Below are 18,003 nucleotides of genomic sequence, written 5' to 3' on the forward strand. Positions count from 1 at the left end.
AATGCAAGCTTTTATAACAAATGCTAATTATCATTTTATTTTAAAACAAGCCATGAATGCTTTTTATGGCGCGCAAAATACGAACGATGAAGGAGTAAAAAACGCGCTACGGTTTTTGTGTATCGACAAAGCGCAGGCGATTTTTGAAACATTGGAACCTGAGCAGGAGCAGCTGATTGGGGAGATTTTTCATATTCATTCCGAGGAAGAACTTGCTCATTTTGATGAACGATTGCAGGAGTTTCTGTTACCCTTCCCGATTGTGACGGATGCGACCGTGAAGAAATTGTTCCCAAAAGCCAAGAAATTGAAGGCCCCTACCCTACCTGATGCGGAAATGGAACGACTTGTATTTCTCGGATGGAACGATACGGGAGCTCAGAAAAAGTTCATTATCGCCAAGCATGATGGGAAATTAACTGGTGTTCAAGGTAGTTTTACCCCTGTTCCCAAGAAAGGTATCTGCGCTTTTTGTCACCAGAATGAGCGTGTTGGTTTGTTTAAGGCAGATATTAAGGCGAAAGGAAACACAGATAATTTCCGCGCCATTGGTCAGTATATTTGCGCTGACAGCCTCGCTTGTAGTGCGCATGTGCAAAGTACGGATCGGCTGGATGCTTTTATTCGTGAGTTGAAATCCTGAATCTGGGTATACTGATAAAGATAACTTAAAGGAGGGTTTTAAAGATGGCAGAACAACCAAATTTGCTTTTTGTTAATTTAGCAGTAACGGATTTAGATAAGTCTATTGCGTTTTACAAGGCACTCGACTTTGAGTTTAACCCGCAATTCACGGATGAAAACGCAACCTGCATGATTGTAAACGAGGGCGCGTTCGTGATGCTGCTCGTGGAGAAATTTTTCCAAAACTTTACGAAGAAATCTATCGCCGACTCGAAAACAACAACCGAGGCTATTATGTCGATTTCGGTAAATAGTCGTGAAGAAGTTGACCAATTTGTCGAGAAAGCTCTGGCGGCAGGCGGAACAACATCGAATACGAAAATGGATGAAGGATTTATGTATAGTTGGAGTTTCCAAGATATCGATGGGCATTTATGGGAAGTTCTTTATATGGATTCTAGTGCGCTTAACGGATAAAAAGACCCGGCATATGCAAACTAAAAGCTAGTTCCTCGATTATGCAGGAACTAGCTTTTAGTTTCTCTATTTCTTCGCATAATCCCCATATCCCTGCAAAATAATCGGCATGATGGTATCGTGAAATGCGGTTAATTCATCCATATAATAGTTTATTTCTTGCTCCGTAACATCTATAGCACCTTCTTTTCTACGCTTCAATAAAAATGCTTCCATCGCAGCTTCAAAGGAATCGCGATTGCGTAGCGCATCTTCTGCTGTTAGTCCGTTTTGTGCCTCTGTTTTCCCGAGGTTGTAATAATCGAGTTGGGAGTAGCCTCCACCACTAATCCCGCGCAAGCCACTTGATACCGTTTTGACAATCGTCGTTCGGTATAATTGCACAAATTCAGGATGCTCTTCTAAAATAGTGTCGTGAAAATCAGTTGCATAGTAATTATCGAACCAGAACTCGACAAAACGAAAAATCTCCTTTGAAAAAAGCTTTGTGATCTCATTAGATATCAGTTTATCGTGCATTCACGCTCCACCCTTTGGTTATAAGACATAGCTTAATTGTACTTTTATATGTAACAAGATGCAACGTTTTTTTGTCATGTATATTATCATTAATGTTCCTATTGCTCTACAAAACGGAACATATCTTCTCGCATTTAATATTTATACAAAAAATTTTCATTTAGGTATTGGCAAACGAAAGAAATCGTGATACAATAATTCTTGTGCTTATGGAGGAATACCCAAGTTTGGCTGAAGGGATCGGTCTTGAAAACCGACAGGCGGGTAAGACCGCGCGGGGGTTCGAATCCCTCTTCCTCCTTCATTAATATAAAAAAGATTCGAGTCTACTTGATTCGGATCTTTTTTTGTCTACATATCTCGACTTATTGCCACAAACTGCGCCCGAACTAGTCGCGCTAATGCTTGTGGATTCACACCTACTTGGAACCCCCTCTTGCCAGCTGAAACAAGAATACGCTCTTGTGATTCGGCAACATTCGCAATAAAAGTTGGAAACAGCTTCTTCATACCAATTGGTGAACAACCACCACGTATGTATCCCGTAACACTTTCCAGTTCCTTCATCGGAAGCATCTCCATTTTTTTATTCTGACTCGCCTTGGCTAGCCGTTTTAAATCGAGTTCTTGATTTCCTGGGATGCACGCAACAACGACACCAGTTTTATCGCCTTTGGTCACGAGTGTTTTATAGATTTTATCTGGCGGCAAATCGAGATCCAGCGCGACAGTCACAGCATCCATATGCTTATCTTGAAAGGGGATTTGATAGAGTTCATAGGGTATTTTTTGTTGATCCAGGATTCTGCCGACATTAGTTTTTGGAATTTTCATCGTTTTCCCTCCAAAAAACAGGTACTCTATGTAAAATCAGAATACCTGCTATCATGTTTAACTTACGATTTCATCATCCGAAACGCTTTCTTTGCGATCCCATTTCACGATGATTTTCACGGTTTTCTTGCGTTTATCTACTTCTTCATAGCTTTCTGAATACAACTGTTTTTGATGCTGTATTTGTTCCGCGATAAAACCGGCTTCTAGCTTAAACGTTGCATCGCTATCATTCGTCAGACGGAGCGCCACCATTTCGCCATGTAACAAAATATGCATTTCGTCTTTCTTCTCGCTACTCACTTCTAAATCGCCGAATGATGCTTTTCGGAAAAAGTCTGCCAGCTCCTCAAGCGTTTCCAGTGGATATTTACGCGCGAGTTCTTTTCCTGCCCAGTATAAAATATGTGGCGTTTCTTCACCTAACACATTCGGCAATAGCGTATCGCGAATTAATTCATATCCAAAAACCGGTATCATTTTTTCATTTACAACTTCATTATTTTCTGTCATTCACAGTACCCCGCTTTCTTCTCCACTTTATTATACCCAGAAAACCTTCAAAATAGAAACATCAACCTGCAAAATCCGTAAAAAAACTATAAAATCATCAAAAAACTTGCGAAAACGGCGAAAAAATAAGAAAATGGAGAGTATAATCCAAATTTGTAGTATACTTATAGGAAGACGAAAATATAGAAATTGAGGCGAGACGTGTGAAAAGAGCAATTGGTTTTATTGATTCGGGTGTTGGTGGACTGACGGTTGTCAAAGAAGTCCTCAAACAGTTGCCCCACGAACAAATATATTATCTAGGTGACACCGCACGTTGCCCATATGGCCCGCGTGATAGTCAGGAAGTGCATCAATTTACGTGGGAGATGACGAATTTCCTCGTAGATCGCAATATAAAAATGCTCGTTATCGCTTGTAATACAGCAACCGCAGCGGCCTTGGCGGATATTCGTGAAAAACTAGATATTCCGGTTATCGGCGTCATCCAGCCTGGTTCTCGCGCGGCTCTGAAAGCAACGAAAAACAACCGGATTGGCGTCCTTGGTACGATTGGAACGGTGCAAAGTATGGCGTATCCGAAAGCTTTGAAAGGGCTAAATCGCCGTGTTGAAGTGGATTCGCTCGCCTGTCCAAAGTTCGTATCGGTCGTTGAGAGTCGCGAGTATAAAAGCGCGATCGCTAAAAAAATCGTTGCAGAGTCCCTACTCCCACTGAAGAGTACGAAAATAGATACGATTATTCTGGGCTGTACACATTATCCGCTACTCAAAACATTGATTGAGAATTTCATGGGTTCAGATGTGGCGGTTATTAATTCTGGCGAGGAGACAGCAAGTGAAGTCAGTGCTTTACTAGATTATCACGATTTGCTAGACCATGATGAAATTGGTGCAAATCATCGGTTTTTCACGACTGGTTCTGTCTCCATTTTTCAAGATATTGCACAAGATTGGTTGGATGTTCCAGACATGCAAGTGGAACATATTAAATTAGGAGGTGCGTCGTGATGAGATTCGACGGTAGAGAAAAGGATGAACTGCGTCAAATAGAAATGGTTCCTGGGTACATAAAGCATCCGGAAGGCTCGATATTAATTACGGTTGGCGATACGAAAGTGATTTGTTCCGCTTCTGTGGAGGATCGTGTGCCGCCGTTCATGCGCGGAGAAGGTCGCGGCTGGGTTTCAGCGGAATACGCGATGTTGCCTCGTGCGACGGAACGCCGAAATATTCGCGAGTCTTCGAAGGGAAAAGTGACGGGACGGACGATGGAGATTCAGCGTTTGATTGGCCGTTCTTTGCGCGCAGTTGTTGATTTAGAAGCTTTAGGTGAACGGACGATTTGGCTCGACTGTGATGTGATTCAAGCAGATGGCGGGACGCGTACAGCCTCGATTACTGGTGCCTTTGTTGCGATGGTGATTGCGATTGGTAAATTGCATGAGACTACCCCATTCACGAAATTTCCAGTCAAAGATTTTCTAGCCGCAACGAGTGTCGGTTTGCTTGAAAACGGCGATACCGCGCTTGATTTGAATTATGTGGAAGATAGTGCTGCCGCAGTGGATATGAATCTTGTGATGACCGGTGCTGGACGCTTTGTGGAGTTGCAAGGAACTGGCGAGGAATCTACTTTTTCAGAGGAAGAACTGAGCGAGCTTTTAGCGTTAGGGAAAAAAGGAATTCAGGAATTAGTCACTTTACAAAAAGATATTCTAGGGGCAGCTGCCGGATTGATTGGAGGTGCTGAAGGTTGAAAAAACTTGTGATTGCAACGAATAACGCTGGCAAGGCTCGGGAATTCGAGAAACTTTTCGGCGCGCATGGCATTGAAATTTTGACGTTAGCGGATTTTCCGGAAATCGGTGATATTGAGGAAACTGGTACAACTTTTGCGGAGAATGCGGCGTTGAAAGCGGAAACGGTGGCAGAGCGGATTGGACAAGTCGTGATTGGTGATGATTCTGGTTTGATTGTTGATGCGTTAGATGGCGCGCCAGGCGTGTATTCTGCGCGTTATGCCGGAAATCAGCATAATGATGCCGATAATAACGAAAAACTGTTGAGAGAGCTTACAGGCGTGCCTAATGATGCGCGCCAAGCCAAGTTTCATTGTACGCTTGCTATTGCCTTTCCTGGAGCGACGACGGAATTTTTCACTGGGGAATGTCCTGGGCAAATATTGACCGCCGCGCAAGGAGAAAACGGTTTCGGCTATGATCCCCTCTTCTACTTGCCTGAATTTGATAAATCGATGGCTGAAATTAGCGCCGAACAGAAAAATAAAATAAGCCATCGTGCAAAAGCTTTAGAAAAAGTTGCGAAAAATATAGACCAATTGCTAGTAAAGATTGTATAATGAGAAAGTGTAAGAAGATGGGGGAGAATAATTTGAAATTACTAGTAGTCAGTGACAGTCATCATGAACGCGACTGTCTCATCCATTTGAAGGAAAAATATGAAGGAAATGTTGATGCGATGATCCATTGCGGCGATTCTGAGCTTGAAAAAGACGATCCCGCTATGCAAGGCTTCCATACAGTTCGGGGAAACTGTGACTTTGGCTCGGATTATCCAAATGATTGGGTCGGCGTCGTTGATGGTTACCGCATTTTTACGACTCACGGTCATTTGTATAATATCAAAATGACATTGATGAACCTGCGTTACCGCGCGCGTGAGCTGAACGCTGATTTTGTTTTTTTTGGTCATTCGCATGAGTTAGGCGTTGATATGCTAGATAACACAATTATTTTGAATCCTGGGAGTATTTCTCTTCCAAGAGGTCGCGTTCAAGATAAGACGTATGCATTGATTGATGCAACCGATAAAGGCGTGACGATTCACTTTATGACGATTGATGATGTCGAATTAACCGAACTAACGCAAACATTCCCGCTTGTGAAGAACAACTAGTTTTTCACGCGGGCAAGACCATTAAGGCGCTAAAAATGGATAAACTTGCAGTAATATGAATATTTTTTAGAAAGTTTCGCTAAAACCATTGACAAATCGCCGAAAAAATCATAGAATGATACTTGGCTGTGAAAATTGTATAGCGCGTCCTGATAGCTCAGCTGGATAGAGCAACGGCCTTCTAAGCCGTCGGTCGCAGGTTCGAATCCTGCTCAGGACATTGATTGACCCGTTGGAGACAGCGGGTTTTTGTTTTGCATTAAATTCCATTTATACATTCGATTTCTTAAATGGGGCAGGATTTCAGTTTTCTAAAAATGCAAACGCTCTATGAGTTACCACTAAAAAAACACCGATCAGCACACGATCGGTGTTTTCAATTTCTTTTCATAGTTCAAATCCTAACTGTCAAACTCTATAATTTCATAAATGTCTTTCCATTCTTGGACGTTATCATTTCTGCCTTTTGTTGCGAATTCTAAAACAAGCTTTTCGGCAGCTTCATATCCTATATAGCTAGAACTCGGAGTTGCCATCGGTTCTCCTCCGATATCATGATGTACAGTATAAACATCTACATTAGGATTAAAAGGAGCTATATAATCAGGATGACGCATAATGAAAAAGCCGTGCTCTTCGTCTTTGAAAAATATGAGTCTATATGTCTCCCCTTCAATGAAAAGTGAAGAATCTCCCCCGCCTTGCTTCCAATAAGCACTATCTTGATTTAATACATCCTTTAAAAATTCAGTAGATGGGTTATTGACAAATTTTCCATCTGGTCCATAATAAACTACCATACTACTTCCATCACTTCCACTTTCAGAAAAAGTTACAATTAGTTTTTAGCAATAAAAGATAATATATCAGATTTTGATGGGCTGTCTTTAGAAATCACAAATTCATACAGAGACTTTATACGTTCCTTACCATCGCTCATTACATTAATATAGCAATCCAAAAAATATTGTAACAGTGTGTCATCTATATTTTCAATTGGGGCAGGTAAATAAGGCTCATTATTTTGAAGATATGCTTGTTTATCAACGAAAGATACGGCGCTAACAATGCACTCCCACTTATCCTCGTTTTCTGGAGTTTCGTCCATCTGCATTTGCATAAATAAACCTGCAAATTCTGTTCCATCATCTAGTATGTAATAAATTTGGTCACCAGTGATTTCTTTCTTTTCTAACCATTCCCAACATAGATCTAAAGCTTTTCTTGCATCCTCAAAATACTTACTCTGTTTTAGTAAAGGGATAATATCCTCACTTAATCCTAGATAAAAGGACACTTGTTGATCAACTGACATTGTTTCAACCATAATCAATATTTTCTCCTCCTTATTATTGAACTAGCTTGCCACCACTAAGAATAAAATCAAATTTCCCCGCAGCTTTTATTCCTTCTTGCATTTCAGTTGTTACTTTGATGACTAAATTGGGGTATTTTTGAGATAGTTGCATGAATATCCCAGGCTTAACACTAGGGTTCGCAATTCCTTGAATACAAGCTGTACAAACTCCTTTTGGATTTGATTGATGAATTGCAAAAGTTCCTGCAACTTCATCTGGACTTAAGCCGCTTCTCTCCACAGTGGCAATAAAATCATTAATAACGCCTTCTTCTGCATGTCTAGTAAACTGTGGACTTTTTCTTGGGGCTTGTATTGGCCTGTTAGGAGCTAATTCATCTAAATCCAATAAGCCCGCCTCTTTTCTTACCAATGGTGAACCTCCTTCAAAAAGATTACCTTCCAATCCTTTTACATCTGTTTTCCCAACAGCAACCGTATCTGTTTCTGGAACTTTCCACTTACTCCTGAGTGTAACTAAATCATCAATTCCTAATTTAATATTATCAACATGTATACTTAGATTTTCAGCAACCTCATCGCTACCGTTTAGAAAGCCCTTGGTCAACTTTTCAAATCGATGTGTACTCTCAGCTGCATTAAACATAACATGAGTTTCACCAAGCGGATCAGCCACAACGCGTGCCCGACTAAAGTTTAAGTTCTTCACACCAGTCACCATTTCATCAGCTAGCTTACTGGCTTGTACAGTTCCATTTTTCAACTGTGTCTTAGCCGCACTTGTAACGTCTTTCATGACATTTGGGATTTTACGAATTCGCTCTGCACTCTCACGCAAGGCTTGTTTTCCCATCGTGTCTATATCGGAGAGCCCTCGTTTTGCTGTCTGTTTTAAAGTCATTTTACTACCCAATTGAGTCGCATCTAATGCAAGGCCTCTTGCTTTTGTTGCTTGGCTAAACGCACGGATTCCCTTCATGCCTGGTATGATATCCAGTAACGCAAATGCTCCACGCGTCGCTCGTTCTCCACAATCCATTTCGCGTCCTGTCAGCCAGTCTTTTCCGGTTGTGGCACTACTCAATTCTAGTGTACCATACGCAACCCCGAGTGCCAATCCTGCTGGCGGACACACAATACTGACACCAATGATGACAACCGCAATCCCGATATCTCGCCAGAACTCCGTGTTTTGTTGGTCATCTCGAATCGAATTGTATTCAAAGGCGCGGGAACTGGAAACCGCCGATTGATACTGGTCATATGTAAACTTTTGATCCGGGTTTTGCTTACTATACGCAGTAAATTGTGCTTTCAAGTTATCTGCGAAAAAGTTGTCGCCGGCCATGATGTCTTTCAAATTGATTTTGTCTTTTTTCACTTCGGTTGTGGCAGGGCTCATGCCGTAACTATAGGCACCAGTTGAAATAATCTGTGTCGCTCCTATGGTGTTTTTGGTCTCATAATCGTCAATCGATAAGCCTTCCATTTTCTCTACGAATTTATCTATGTCTTTGTAGAATGGTTCATCAATGACTCGCTCCACCATGTTCCCAGCATCTTCTGCGTAGCTATGAAGCACTTCCATTTTTTCAAATATTTTCTGATATTTACTTTCCTTATCTGTGAAGGAGAAAGAAATGACGCCATCACTATCATCCTTCTGGATATCGCGCTGTACATCTTCCAGATTCTTGTTTATTTTTTTCAAATGATCTGTAATGCCTTTTCCCCAACCTAAACCAATTAACGATTTAAGCGCCTTTTCGGACTTCTCCCATTCACTCTCTTTATATTTTACATCCATCTCTGTTTTATCGCCTCCTGTTTCCTTAATTTAGTATACCGCTTCAATAATTATACAGCAAGCAATAAAAAAAGCCCCAGAAATTAATCTGAGGCTTCATCTCATTTAATGTTGAAAATAGATTTCGTTAATGAGACTAATTTACTGAAATAAGGGATGTCCGTAGCTTATTTTTTGATAAGCCGTCGGTCACAGGTTCGAATCCTGCTCAGGAGACAATATTGTAAAAAAACTCGAATTGCGCTGCAACGGCAACTCGAGTTCCACTTTCATTATCCGACGTTTTTCAATCTTCCAACTCAAACTGATCATGCAACACCTGCGCAGCTCTGATCATCTTCTTCTCATCCACCACAGTCGAAATTTTGATTTCCGATGTACTGATCATTTTAATCGCTACATCATTATCCGTCAACGCCTCAAACATAAGCGCTGCGACTCCAGGATTAGAAACCATCCCAGAACCAACAATCGATACTTTCGCTAAGTTCTGCTCGGATTCTAGTTTTGCGTACTGTAACGCTTCCTGATGCTCTTCCAACACGGTTAGCGCCTCGAGTAGTGCTTTTGTTTTAATCGTGAAGGAAAGGTTACCGTGGCCAATTCCAGTGATGCCTTGGATGATAATATCCACGTCGATATTGTTATCTGCGAGCGTTGTAAAAACTTTTGACATGCGCATGTTTTCTTTCTTATCCCAGTGAATCGTCACGCGGGTTATTTTATCTTCAAATGCGATTCCTCGCACGACTTTCGTATTTTCCACGGTCATTTCCTCCTCAATCATCGTTCCTGCTTCGATTTCGTGACTAGCACGAACTTCAAGTGGGATGCGGTAATTTTTCGCGTATTCCACAGCTCTCGGATGCAAAACGCCAGCTCCGAGATTCGCCAACTCTAGCATTTCATCATAGGTTACTCGGCTCAACTTGCGCGCATTCTTGATATAACGCGGATCTGTTGTGAAAACGCCGACGACATCTGTGCAAATGCTGCATTTATCGGCTTCTAAGGCAGCGGCTAGTGCGACGGCTGTCGTATCGGATCCGCCTCTTCCTAATGTCGTAATCTCGCCGTCTCCGCTGACGCCTTGGAAACCTGCCACAATCACGATTTGACCTTTGGCTAGCGCATCTTGAATCGTTTCCGTGTCAATGTCTAGAATTCTGGCATTGCTCGCGATCGGTTCTGTCGTGATGCCTGCTTGCCAGCCCGTGTAGGATACTGCTTCATAGTTTTTTTCGTGAAGGGCCATTGATAATAGGGAAATCGTGATTTGTTCGCCAGTCGAAAGTAGCATGTCCATTTCGCGTTTACTTGGATGCTCGCTTATTTCTAGCGCCATGTCGACTAGCCGATCTGTGGATTTTCCCATTGCTGAAACGACGACCACTACTTGATTCCCTTTTTCAAATTCGCGGATTGCTTGATCTGCGGTTTTTTTGATTTTTTCGATGGTGCCTACTGAGGTTCCGCCGAATTTTAAAACTACTCTTCCCAAAAGTACCCCTCCTATTTCGGTTTTTCTTCGTTCATTTTGGCAAATTTTGCGTAGACTGCTTCGGCAACGGCTACTGGTACACCTGCTTCTTGGATTTCTGCAACGGATGCTACTTTTAATTTTTTCATCGAGCCAAAATGTTTTAAAATCGCTTTTTTGCGTCCTGGGCCAACGCCTGGAATCCCGTCGAGTAAGGATTGGAATCCCGTTTTGCTTCGTAGTTGGCGATGGAATGTGATGGCGAACCGGTGGACCTCATCCTGAATTCGTTGTAATAGGTAGAATTCTTGGCTATTTCGATGTAATTGCACGACCGCCAATGGGTCACCGAACAGCAGTTGACTTGTTTTGTGTTTGCTATCTTTGGCAAGTCCCGCGACCGGAATGTCCAGCCCGAGCTCATTGACCAGCACATCTTTCGCGCTATCAATTTGACCTTTCCCACCATCAATCAAAATGAGATCTGGGAGCGGCAAGCCTTCTTTGAGCACGCGCCAATAACGACGACGCACCACTTCGCGCATCGTTGCATAATCATCAGGGCCGACAACCGTTTTGATTTTATATTTGCGGTAATCGTTCTTGCTTGGGCGCCCATCGAGGAACGTAATCATCGCGGAAACTGGGTCTGTCCCATAAATATTCGAGTTATCAAAAGCCTCGATCCGGTTTGGCGTCGGAATTCCCATCGCTTCCCCAAGTTTTTCCGTAGCGCCGACCGTCCGTTCTTCATTGCGTTCGAGCAGCAGGAACTTCTCATTTAGCGCAATTTTAGCGTTTTTATATGCCAGTTTAACGAGATCCTTCTTATTGCCACGCTTTGGAACGAAAATCTTTGTATCCGGTAACAATGCCTGAATCGCCTCTTCATCCACATCGTCTGGAAGAAAAATTTCCTGCGGTGGAATATGATTTGCCTTCTGATAAAATTGCCCGATAAACGTCAAAAAATCCTCCTCTGCATCGCTATAAAATGGGAATTGCGACACATCACGTTCAATCAATTTACCTTGTCGAATGAAGAATACTTGCACGCACATCCAGCCTTTATCAATCGCATAACCGAACACATCGCGATCGACAAAGTCATTCATCGTCATTTTTTGTTTCTCCATCGTCGTTTCAATCGCAGTGATTTGATCACGGAATTCAGCTGCCTTTTCGAATTCCATCGACTCGGCCGCCTCTTGCATTTTGCCCATCAAATCCTGCTTCACTTCTTTATATCCACCATTTAAAAACTGGACAATCTCATCCGTCATCGTTTTATACGTATCGGCTTCTACTTTGAAAACGCAAGGCGCAAGGCACTGCCCCAAATGATAATACAAACAAACCTTGCTCGGCATCGTCGTACATTTGCGTAACGGGTACAACCGATCCAAAATCCGCTTCGTCTCATTTGCCGCATAAACATTCGGATACGGTCCAAAATATTTTCCCTTATCACGCTTAACTTTCCGCGTAATAATCAACCGAGGATGCTTTTCATTCGTCAATTTTATAAAAGGATAGGTTTTGTCATCTTTTAGCATAATATTGTAGCGAGGATCATGCTTTTTAATCAAGTTTATTTCGAGCAACAGCGCCTCAACGTTCGAGGATGTCACGATATATTCAAAATCACGAATTTCTTGGACTAATCGTTGTGTTTTCCCATCATGCGAACCAGTGAAGTAGGAACGCACACGATTCTTCAAAACCTTCGCCTTGCCAACATAAATAATCGTACCCTGCTGGTCTTTCATCAAGTAACAACCGGGCTGATCAGGCAAAAAGGCAAGCTTATTTCGGATATGTTCAGTCGTCATAGTTATCACTCCACATCACTGCTTTTACTTCCTCTTTAGTGTAGCATAAATCGGCTTTGTTGCAACAAAAAAAGCTAGGAAAAACGAAAGGAAAACGTGAACTAATTCGCGCTTCCTTTCATTTTTAACCAGCTCTTCGACAATTTTATAGATATTTCGCTAAAACTTCGTCTAATTCTTCTTTTGGACGGTAGCCGATAATTGTATCAACCACTTCGCCATCCTTCTTAATAAGCAATGTCGGGATACTCATCACACCAAATTTCCCTGGTGTTTCTTGGTTTGCATCCACGTCCATTTTAACAATTTTTAATTTGTCGCCTTGTTCTGCGTCAATTTCTTCTAGAACTGGCGCAACCATACGGCAAGGACCACACCAAGTTGCCCAAAAATCAGTAAGCACTAGACCTTCGCTCGTTTCTTTCTCGAAATCCGCGTCTGTAATTTCTTGAATAGCCATTTCTCTACCTCCTTACACATATTGTATCGTTAGTATAGCACTGCGTCTGCGTATGGAGCCAATAATCTGCTCAAAATCTTACTTCAGCTCAGCGATGGTTACCCCATTTCCGCCTTCTGCCGCGGCTCCGAATCGAATCGACTTCACCATCCGGTGGTGTTTCAGAAATTCGGTAACTCCTTGTCGTAGCGCGCCCGTCCCTTTACCGTGAATAATGCTAACCTGGTGGTAACCGGCGAGCAAGGCGGCATCGATATATTTATCCACTTGTTGTAGTGCATCTTCATAACGGACACCACGCAAATCAAGCTCGGTTTTCGTCACTGAATTATCACTTTTCACCGTTGTCACGTGGCGTAATTTCTTCGGTTGTTCCGGCTTCATATACTCCAGATCCGCTTCCTTCACCTTCGTTTTAATGATCCCGATTTGAACGTTCCATTCTTTACTGTTCACCCGATTAAGCAGTACACCTTTTTGCCCCAATGACAAAATTCGGACTTGATCTCCTTGTGCGAACTTATGCGCCACTTTTGGCACATCATGGACGACTTTCTTCTGAATCGTTTTTGGCTTCACTTGATTTAGGCGGCTTCGCATCTCAATTAGTTCGTGTTCTTTGAGCCCTGCGGCACCTTGAAGCTGCATTTGGCGCAACTCTTGAATAATCGCTTCGGCCTCGACTTCTGCTTTTTCGATGACACCTGCTGCTTTTTCATTTGCCTTTTCAAGCAATTTATCTTTTTGATCATGATACGCGATAATCTCTTTTTGGAGATCTTTTTGCAGTTTTTCAGCGTCACGACTCATTTGATACGCTTCTTCGTACTCCAATTCCGCAGCCTTACGCTTCTCTTCCAAGCTCGAAATCATATCGTTCAAATCAGCGCTTTCCGTGTCTACAAGACTTCTGGCATCCTCAATAACCGCTTCGCTCAAACCAAGCCGACGCGAAATCGCAAAAGCGTTACTACGTCCTGGCACACCAATCAATAAGCGGTAAGTCGGACTCAATGTCTCGACATCAAACTCCACCGATGCATTCGTCGCAAATTCCCGATTATACCCATACGCTTTTAGTTCAGGATAATGCGTTGTCGCCACAACACTCGCTTGTTTGGCCGCCACCGCATCGAGAATCGCAATCGCGAGCGCCGCCCCTTCTTGTGGATCCGTACCCGCACCAAGCTCATCGAATAGAATTAAGGAGTCGGCGTCCATTTTGTCAAGGATCGATACAATGTTCGTCATATGCGAGGAGAACGTACTCAAGCTCTGCTCAATCGACTGTTCATCTCCAATATCGGCGAAAACTTGCGAGAAAACGGCAATTTCTGATTCTTCCTCTGCAGGAACTTGTAATCCGGCTTGTGCCATCAAAGTAAGCAAACCTAGCGTTTTCAGCGTAATCGTTTTCCCACCAGTATTTGGTCCCGTAATCAGCATCGCGCGATAATCCCCACCAAGCAGGATATCATTGCTCACTACCGTTTCCGGATCAAGTAGCGGGTGACGCGCATTTAGTAGTTTCACGATACCGTCTTGATTAATACGCGGCGTAACACCCTTCATCGACTTTCCAAATCTTGCTTTTGCAAAAATAAAATCGAATCGGGCTAGAACATACGTATTTTGCCGAATTTCTGTGATGAATTCCGCTAACACCGCAGAAACCTCTGCTAAAATACGTTCGATTTCCTGCTTTTCTTTTGCCTGTAAAGTTCGGCGTTCGTTGTTCATATCCACCACGCTTTGTGGTTCGATAAATAGCGTTTGACCCGATGCTGATTGGTCATGCACAATCCCGCCATAATGCCCTTTATATTCATGTCTTACTGGTAAAACATAGCGATCATTTCGAATCGTAATAACCGTGTCACTCAACATCTTAGACGCATTCTTGTCACGTAAATATTGTTCCAAACGCTCACGAACACGGCCTTCCGTACGACGCAACGTTTGGCGAATATTGCGTAGAGCTTCACTCGCCGTATCCAAAATTTCACCAGCTTCATCCACCGTTAGCGCGATTGTATCTTCGGTATCACGCATTGGTACAAGCTTCCCAGAAAGTTCATCCAGCAATTCTATCTCAACGCCTTGTTCTACAAGACCATCAATAAACTGCTTCATCAAACGGCTCACACGAAGATTACTCCCGGTTTGGTAAAGTTCCAGACCGCTTAAATCTCCGCCAATTTCCAGGCGCTTCATATGCCCTGCCACATCATAAATCCCAGAGATTGGTGCCGCACCACGTAATCGAATGACTTTTGCACCTTCCTCGGTTTCCCGTTGCGCTAATTTCACTTTTTCTATATCAGATGTTGGTTGTAACGCTCGAATGGCCTCCTCACCTAACGCAGAAGAAGCAAATTCGAGGAGCTGTTGCTTTATTTTATCGAATTCTAAAATCGTTTCTACTTTTTTACTCATATTATTTTAACTCCAGTTAGCGTCCTTCTATTACGGACGATTATTTTTAATAAATGCGAGAAAATCCTTTTTTCCCATCGTATTCAGTACATTTTCTTTACTCAGCCAACCCTTCGTCGCCGCTCGAACACCGATCTCCATAAAATCAAGATGTTTCGTATCATGTGCATCGGTGTTAATCGCAATAGGCACGTTCTGTTCCGCGGCAAGCTCCAAATATTTCGCAGTCAAATCCAGCCGCTGCGGATTCGCATTGAGCTCAAGCGCCGTGCCAGTCTTCGCAGCCAGTTCAATCAATTCCTCCACATTCACACGATATCCATCACGACGTCCAATCACACGCCCCGTCGGATGCGCAATCAAATGCACATACGGATTTTCACAAGCCACTCGCAGGCGATTCATAATCTCTTCCTCTGATTGTGAAAAACTAGAATGAATCGAAGCAATCACAAAATCCAAATCCTTCAGCAAATCATCGTCAAAATCGAGCGATCCATCCGGCAAAATATCCATCTCAATCCCCGATAAAATCTCGATTTCCGAGTACTGCTCATTGTACGTCCTAATTTCCGCTTGCTGCTTCCGAATCCGTTCCTCCGTAAGACCATTTGCCACTTTCAAAAACTGCCCGTGATCCGTTATTACCATGTATTCGTAACCTTTCGCAATACACGCTTCAATCATTTCAGTCGGTGAATACGCGCCATCAGACCAAGTCGTGTGTATATGCAAGTCCCCTTTTATATCCGCTATTTGCACGAACGCAGTATCCGCTTTAATTCGGTCGATTTCCGTACCATCACGCCTCACCTCAGGCGGCAAGAACGGCATATCGAAATGGGCAAAGAACGCTTCCTCTGTATCAAACTGCTTCACATTCCCAGCTTTGTCTTCCACGCCATACTCATTGATTTTCTCATCCTGCTGCTTGGCAATTTGACGCATCCGGATATTATGATTTTTCGAACCCGTAAAATGGTGTAACGTACTGACAAATTCAGCTGGCGCGACCATGCGAAAATCCACAGAAATTTTGATAGCCTCATCCAACTCCACTGAAACCTTCGTGTCCCCAGCCGCAATCACTTGGTCAATCGTCTCAATCGCTAAAAGTTGCTTAGCTACCGCATCGGGTTGATCCGTTGCAATGACAAAATCCAAATCCTTCACCGTTTCCCGCAACCTTCTGAAACTTCCCGCATGCGAAAATCGTACAATTTCAGGGATTCCAGCCAAGTAATTTTCCAGACTTTTGGCAATCGGTAACACATCATTTATCGGGTAACGATCCGGGCGCTCTCCCATTTCCTGAACAGCCTCCACCATCTTATCAACAGATTTCTGTCCAAAGCCTTTTAGCGCAGAAATACTACCATCCTCCGCTTTAGCGAGGAGCGAGTCCCGATCTATAACACCAAGCTCCTGATACAAGCGAGATAACTTCTTCCCACCAAGCCCCGGCACTTTCAAAAGTGGTACCAAGCCTTCTGGAACCTCTTTTTTTAGCGACTCTAACTCCTCCGACTCGCCAGTTTCGAGATAATTTTGAATGATAACGGCTGTTGACTTACCAATTCCACTAATCTTTGTAAAGTCCTCGATTTCAGAAAGACTGCGTTCATCTTGCTCCAATGCGATTGCTGCTTTACGAAATGCCGATATTTTGAAAGGATTTTCACCTTTTAACTCCATATATAACGCGATTGTCTCTAATAAATTAATAATTTTCTTTTTATTCATTTTCCATCAATCCCCTCTAAAAACAAGCAGAAAAGCTGGAACTGAGCAGCCCCAGCTTTTCGCTGACATCCATAGAAACTATTTAGGTAACATTCCCGTCATCCACTTATAGAATGATTCAGATAATAGCGGTGTATTTTCTAGAATCCACGTAGCGACTGACGAACCAGTAATCGCATTTTGCGCCCACTCTGCTGGAAAAATCGCACCAATGTACAGAATCAAGAAAATAACTAAATACGTTTGTAAAACACCTAATACAGCACCAATCAAGCCATTCACTTGACGTAAAACAGGTACTTTGGTGACTCCTTTAAACAAAGAAGCAATCATGTGTACAACGATAATCGCAACTAGAAAAATCATCAGAAAAGCAATACTATTATAATACGCATTCTCTGTATGAAGCGCATCGAGCAGCGCATACAAATCGTTTGACTTATCCAATTCTGGATATGGAACGAACGTAATATGTGGGGCCAAGTCTTCGTAATATTTGTACGCCACGAAGAAGCTTAATAGATAACCAATCGTGATAATTAACTGGCGCAAAACACCGTTACGATAGCCATTGACGAATCCGCCAATCAACAAAATAAGTATAATAGCATTTAAAATCAATTTATTCGCGTCCTTTAATCCGAGCTAACTCTTTCTCCAGCTCTTGATATTTTTCCTCTAATTTCAGATAATCGTGTGTGGCATTAACAGCAGTCAGCACAGCAAGCCTACCACTATCTAAAGACCGATTCTGCGTACCAATCTCATGCATTTTTTCATCCACAAGACGCGCAACAAGACGAAGATGTTCGGTAGATTCTACACCAACAATCGTATATTCTCTTCCATATATTGTAGTTGTCAGCTTATTTCTAGTATTATCCGCCATCTGTCTTCCTCCTCATTAATATCCTCAGCACACATTTATCCTACTTGTACCCCATCTTATCATGAAAAGCAAACGAAGAAAAGCGCAAATGTTCTAATCCAGAACGATTTCAGTCTTAAGTATGAAACAATCCCGCGAATTATGGTAAAATAA

The 18,003-nt window shown here is 42.6% G+C and carries 19 protein-coding genes and 2 tRNA genes; 8 read left to right on the forward strand and 13 right to left on the reverse strand.

All coding sequences use genetic code 11. The features are described from left to right. The first annotated feature begins 1 nt into the window (after position 1). Both HCJ66_RS07330 and HCJ66_RS07335 read left to right on the forward strand, forming a co-directional pair. Positions 2-643, forward strand: a complete 642-nt coding sequence (locus HCJ66_RS07330) for a FusB/FusC family EF-G-binding protein (RefSeq protein WP_187132531.1) — start codon at positions 2-4, stop codon at positions 641-643. A 44-nt stretch (positions 644-687) separates the two neighbouring features. Continuing rightward, the gene (locus tag HCJ66_RS07335) at positions 688-1,101 is read left to right on the forward strand and encodes a VOC family protein (RefSeq protein WP_187132532.1); all 414 of its coding nucleotides are present in this window, start codon (positions 688-690) and stop codon (positions 1,099-1,101) included. 66 nt (positions 1,102-1,167) lie between these two features. Here the strand turns inward: HCJ66_RS07335 and HCJ66_RS07340 are convergent, their stop codons facing one another. Continuing rightward, positions 1,168-1,620 carry a hypothetical protein gene (locus HCJ66_RS07340; protein WP_187132533.1) on the reverse strand — a complete coding sequence of 151 codons (453 nt, stop codon included), beginning with the start codon at positions 1,618-1,620 and terminating at the stop codon, positions 1,168-1,170. Positions 1,621-1,831: 211 nt separating this feature from the next. Here HCJ66_RS07340 and HCJ66_RS07345 point away from each other — a divergent pair. Continuing rightward, positions 1,832-1,921, forward strand: a tRNA-Ser gene (locus tag HCJ66_RS07345). A gap of 50 nt (positions 1,922-1,971) precedes the next feature. Here the strand turns inward: HCJ66_RS07345 and ybaK are convergent. Next, positions 1,972-2,454 carry a Cys-tRNA(Pro) deacylase gene (gene ybaK, locus HCJ66_RS07350; RefSeq protein ID WP_187132534.1) on the reverse strand — a complete coding sequence of 161 codons (483 nt, stop codon included), beginning with the start codon at positions 2,452-2,454 and terminating at the stop codon, positions 1,972-1,974. A gap of 57 nt (positions 2,455-2,511) precedes the next feature. After that, complete coding sequence (locus HCJ66_RS07355; RefSeq protein ID WP_187132535.1) at positions 2,512-2,967, reverse strand: YslB family protein; 456 nt, start codon at positions 2,965-2,967, stop codon at positions 2,512-2,514. Positions 2,968-3,170: 203 nt separating this feature from the next. Here HCJ66_RS07355 and racE point away from each other — a divergent pair, with 203 nt between their 5' ends. The 5 genes from racE (at position 3,171) to HCJ66_RS07380 (ending at position 6,105) form a co-directional block, all read left to right on the forward strand. Further along, positions 3,171-3,977, forward strand: coding sequence for a glutamate racemase (racE, locus tag HCJ66_RS07360; RefSeq protein ID WP_187132536.1), 807 nt, complete (start codon positions 3,171-3,173; stop codon positions 3,975-3,977). Then, entirely contained in the window at positions 3,977-4,726 is a 750-nt protein-coding gene (gene rph / locus HCJ66_RS07365) for a ribonuclease PH (RefSeq protein WP_187132537.1), read from the forward strand. Before racE ends, rph begins: the two co-directional genes overlap by 1 nt. Further along, entirely contained in the window at positions 4,723-5,328 is a 606-nt protein-coding gene (locus HCJ66_RS07370) for an XTP/dITP diphosphatase (protein ID WP_187132538.1), read from the forward strand. Before rph ends, HCJ66_RS07370 begins: the two co-directional genes overlap by 4 nt. 32 nt (positions 5,329-5,360) lie before the next feature. Continuing rightward, positions 5,361-5,885 (forward strand): metallophosphoesterase, encoded by a 525-nt coding sequence (locus HCJ66_RS07375; RefSeq protein ID WP_187132539.1) that lies wholly within the window; start codon positions 5,361-5,363, stop codon positions 5,883-5,885. A gap of 146 nt (positions 5,886-6,031) precedes the next feature. Continuing rightward, positions 6,032-6,105 (forward strand) — tRNA-Arg (locus tag HCJ66_RS07380). A 181-nt stretch (positions 6,106-6,286) separates the two neighbouring features. Here the strand turns inward: HCJ66_RS07380 and HCJ66_RS07385 are convergent. The 10 genes from HCJ66_RS07385 to zapA all read right to left on the reverse strand — a co-directional run bounded on the left by HCJ66_RS07385 (position 6,287) and on the right by zapA (position 17,850). Further along, entirely contained in the window at positions 6,287-6,685 is a 399-nt protein-coding gene (locus HCJ66_RS07385) for a hypothetical protein (RefSeq protein ID WP_187132540.1), read from the reverse strand. 38 nt (positions 6,686-6,723) lie between these two features. Further along, positions 6,724-7,212: an Imm6 family immunity protein gene (locus tag HCJ66_RS07390; RefSeq protein ID WP_246438603.1), complete on the reverse strand. Its 489-nt coding sequence runs from the start codon at positions 7,210-7,212 to the stop codon at positions 6,724-6,726. 22 nt (positions 7,213-7,234) lie between these two features. Then, positions 7,235-9,010: a hypothetical protein gene (locus HCJ66_RS15975; RefSeq protein WP_222717433.1), complete on the reverse strand. Its 1,776-nt coding sequence runs from the start codon at positions 9,008-9,010 to the stop codon at positions 7,235-7,237. 286 nt (positions 9,011-9,296) lie between these two features. Then, entirely contained in the window at positions 9,297-10,511 is a 1,215-nt protein-coding gene (locus HCJ66_RS07400) for an aspartate kinase (RefSeq protein ID WP_187132542.1), read from the reverse strand. Positions 10,512-10,522: 11 nt separating this feature from the next. Next, positions 10,523-12,322: an excinuclease ABC subunit UvrC gene (uvrC, locus tag HCJ66_RS07405; protein WP_187132543.1), complete on the reverse strand. Its 1,800-nt coding sequence runs from the start codon at positions 12,320-12,322 to the stop codon at positions 10,523-10,525. 145 nt (positions 12,323-12,467) lie between these two features. Beyond that, complete coding sequence (gene trxA / locus HCJ66_RS07410; RefSeq protein ID WP_036077069.1) at positions 12,468-12,782, reverse strand: thioredoxin; 315 nt, start codon at positions 12,780-12,782, stop codon at positions 12,468-12,470. A 78-nt stretch (positions 12,783-12,860) separates the two neighbouring features. Then, a complete protein-coding gene (locus HCJ66_RS07415; RefSeq protein WP_187132544.1) occupies positions 12,861-15,218 on the reverse strand; it encodes an endonuclease MutS2 in 2,358 nt (785 codons plus the stop codon). Between the two features lie 30 nt (positions 15,219-15,248). After that, the gene (gene polX / locus HCJ66_RS07420; protein WP_187132545.1) at positions 15,249-16,961 is read right to left on the reverse strand and encodes a DNA polymerase/3'-5' exonuclease PolX; all 1,713 of its coding nucleotides are present in this window, start codon (positions 16,959-16,961) and stop codon (positions 15,249-15,251) included. 78 nt (positions 16,962-17,039) lie between these two features. Further along, the gene (locus HCJ66_RS07425) at positions 17,040-17,582 is read right to left on the reverse strand and encodes a CvpA family protein (RefSeq protein ID WP_187132546.1); all 543 of its coding nucleotides are present in this window, start codon (positions 17,580-17,582) and stop codon (positions 17,040-17,042) included. 1 nt (position 17,583) lies between these two features. Beyond that, entirely contained in the window at positions 17,584-17,850 is a 267-nt protein-coding gene (zapA, locus tag HCJ66_RS07430) for a cell division protein ZapA (protein ID WP_187132547.1), read from the reverse strand. Between the last annotated feature and the right edge of the window lie 153 nt (positions 17,851-18,003).

The organism is Paenilisteria portnoyi, from assembly GCF_014322795.1.
Taxonomy (GTDB): domain Bacteria; phylum Bacillota; class Bacilli; order Lactobacillales; family Listeriaceae; genus Listeria_A; species Listeria_A portnoyi.

Coding starts and splice junctions, on each gene's coding strand:
- HCJ66_RS07330 (WP_187132531.1), top strand. CDS start 2: ATGCAAGCTTTTATAACAAATGCTAATTATCATTTTATTTTAAAACAA.
- HCJ66_RS07335 (WP_187132532.1), top strand. CDS start 688: ATGGCAGAACAACCAAATTTGCTTTTTGTTAATTTAGCAGTAACGGAT.
- HCJ66_RS07340 (WP_187132533.1), bottom strand. CDS start 1,620: ATGCACGATAAACTGATATCTAATGAGATCACAAAGCTTTTTTCAAAG.
- ybaK (WP_187132534.1), bottom strand. CDS start 2,454: ATGAAAATTCCAAAAACTAATGTCGGCAGAATCCTGGATCAACAAAAA.
- HCJ66_RS07355 (WP_187132535.1), bottom strand. CDS start 2,967: ATGACAGAAAATAATGAAGTTGTAAATGAAAAAATGATACCGGTTTTT.
- rph (WP_187132537.1), top strand. CDS start 3,977: ATGAGATTCGACGGTAGAGAAAAGGATGAACTGCGTCAAATAGAAATG.
- HCJ66_RS07385 (WP_187132540.1), bottom strand. CDS start 6,685: ATGGTAGTTTATTATGGACCAGATGGAAAATTTGTCAATAACCCATCT.
- HCJ66_RS07390 (WP_246438603.1), bottom strand. CDS start 7,212: ATGGTTGAAACAATGTCAGTTGATCAACAAGTGTCCTTTTATCTAGGA.
- HCJ66_RS15975 (WP_222717433.1), bottom strand. CDS start 9,010: ATGGATGTAAAATATAAAGAGAGTGAATGGGAGAAGTCCGAAAAGGCG.
- uvrC (WP_187132543.1), bottom strand. CDS start 12,322: ATGACGACTGAACATATCCGAAATAAGCTTGCCTTTTTGCCTGATCAG.
- trxA (WP_036077069.1), bottom strand. CDS start 12,782: ATGGCTATTCAAGAAATTACAGACGCGGATTTCGAGAAAGAAACGAGC.
- HCJ66_RS07415 (WP_187132544.1), bottom strand. CDS start 15,218: ATGAGTAAAAAAGTAGAAACGATTTTAGAATTCGATAAAATAAAGCAA.
- polX (WP_187132545.1), bottom strand. CDS start 16,961: ATGAATAAAAAGAAAATTATTAATTTATTAGAGACAATCGCGTTATAT.
- zapA (WP_187132547.1), bottom strand. CDS start 17,850: ATGGCGGATAATACTAGAAATAAGCTGACAACTACAATATATGGAAGA.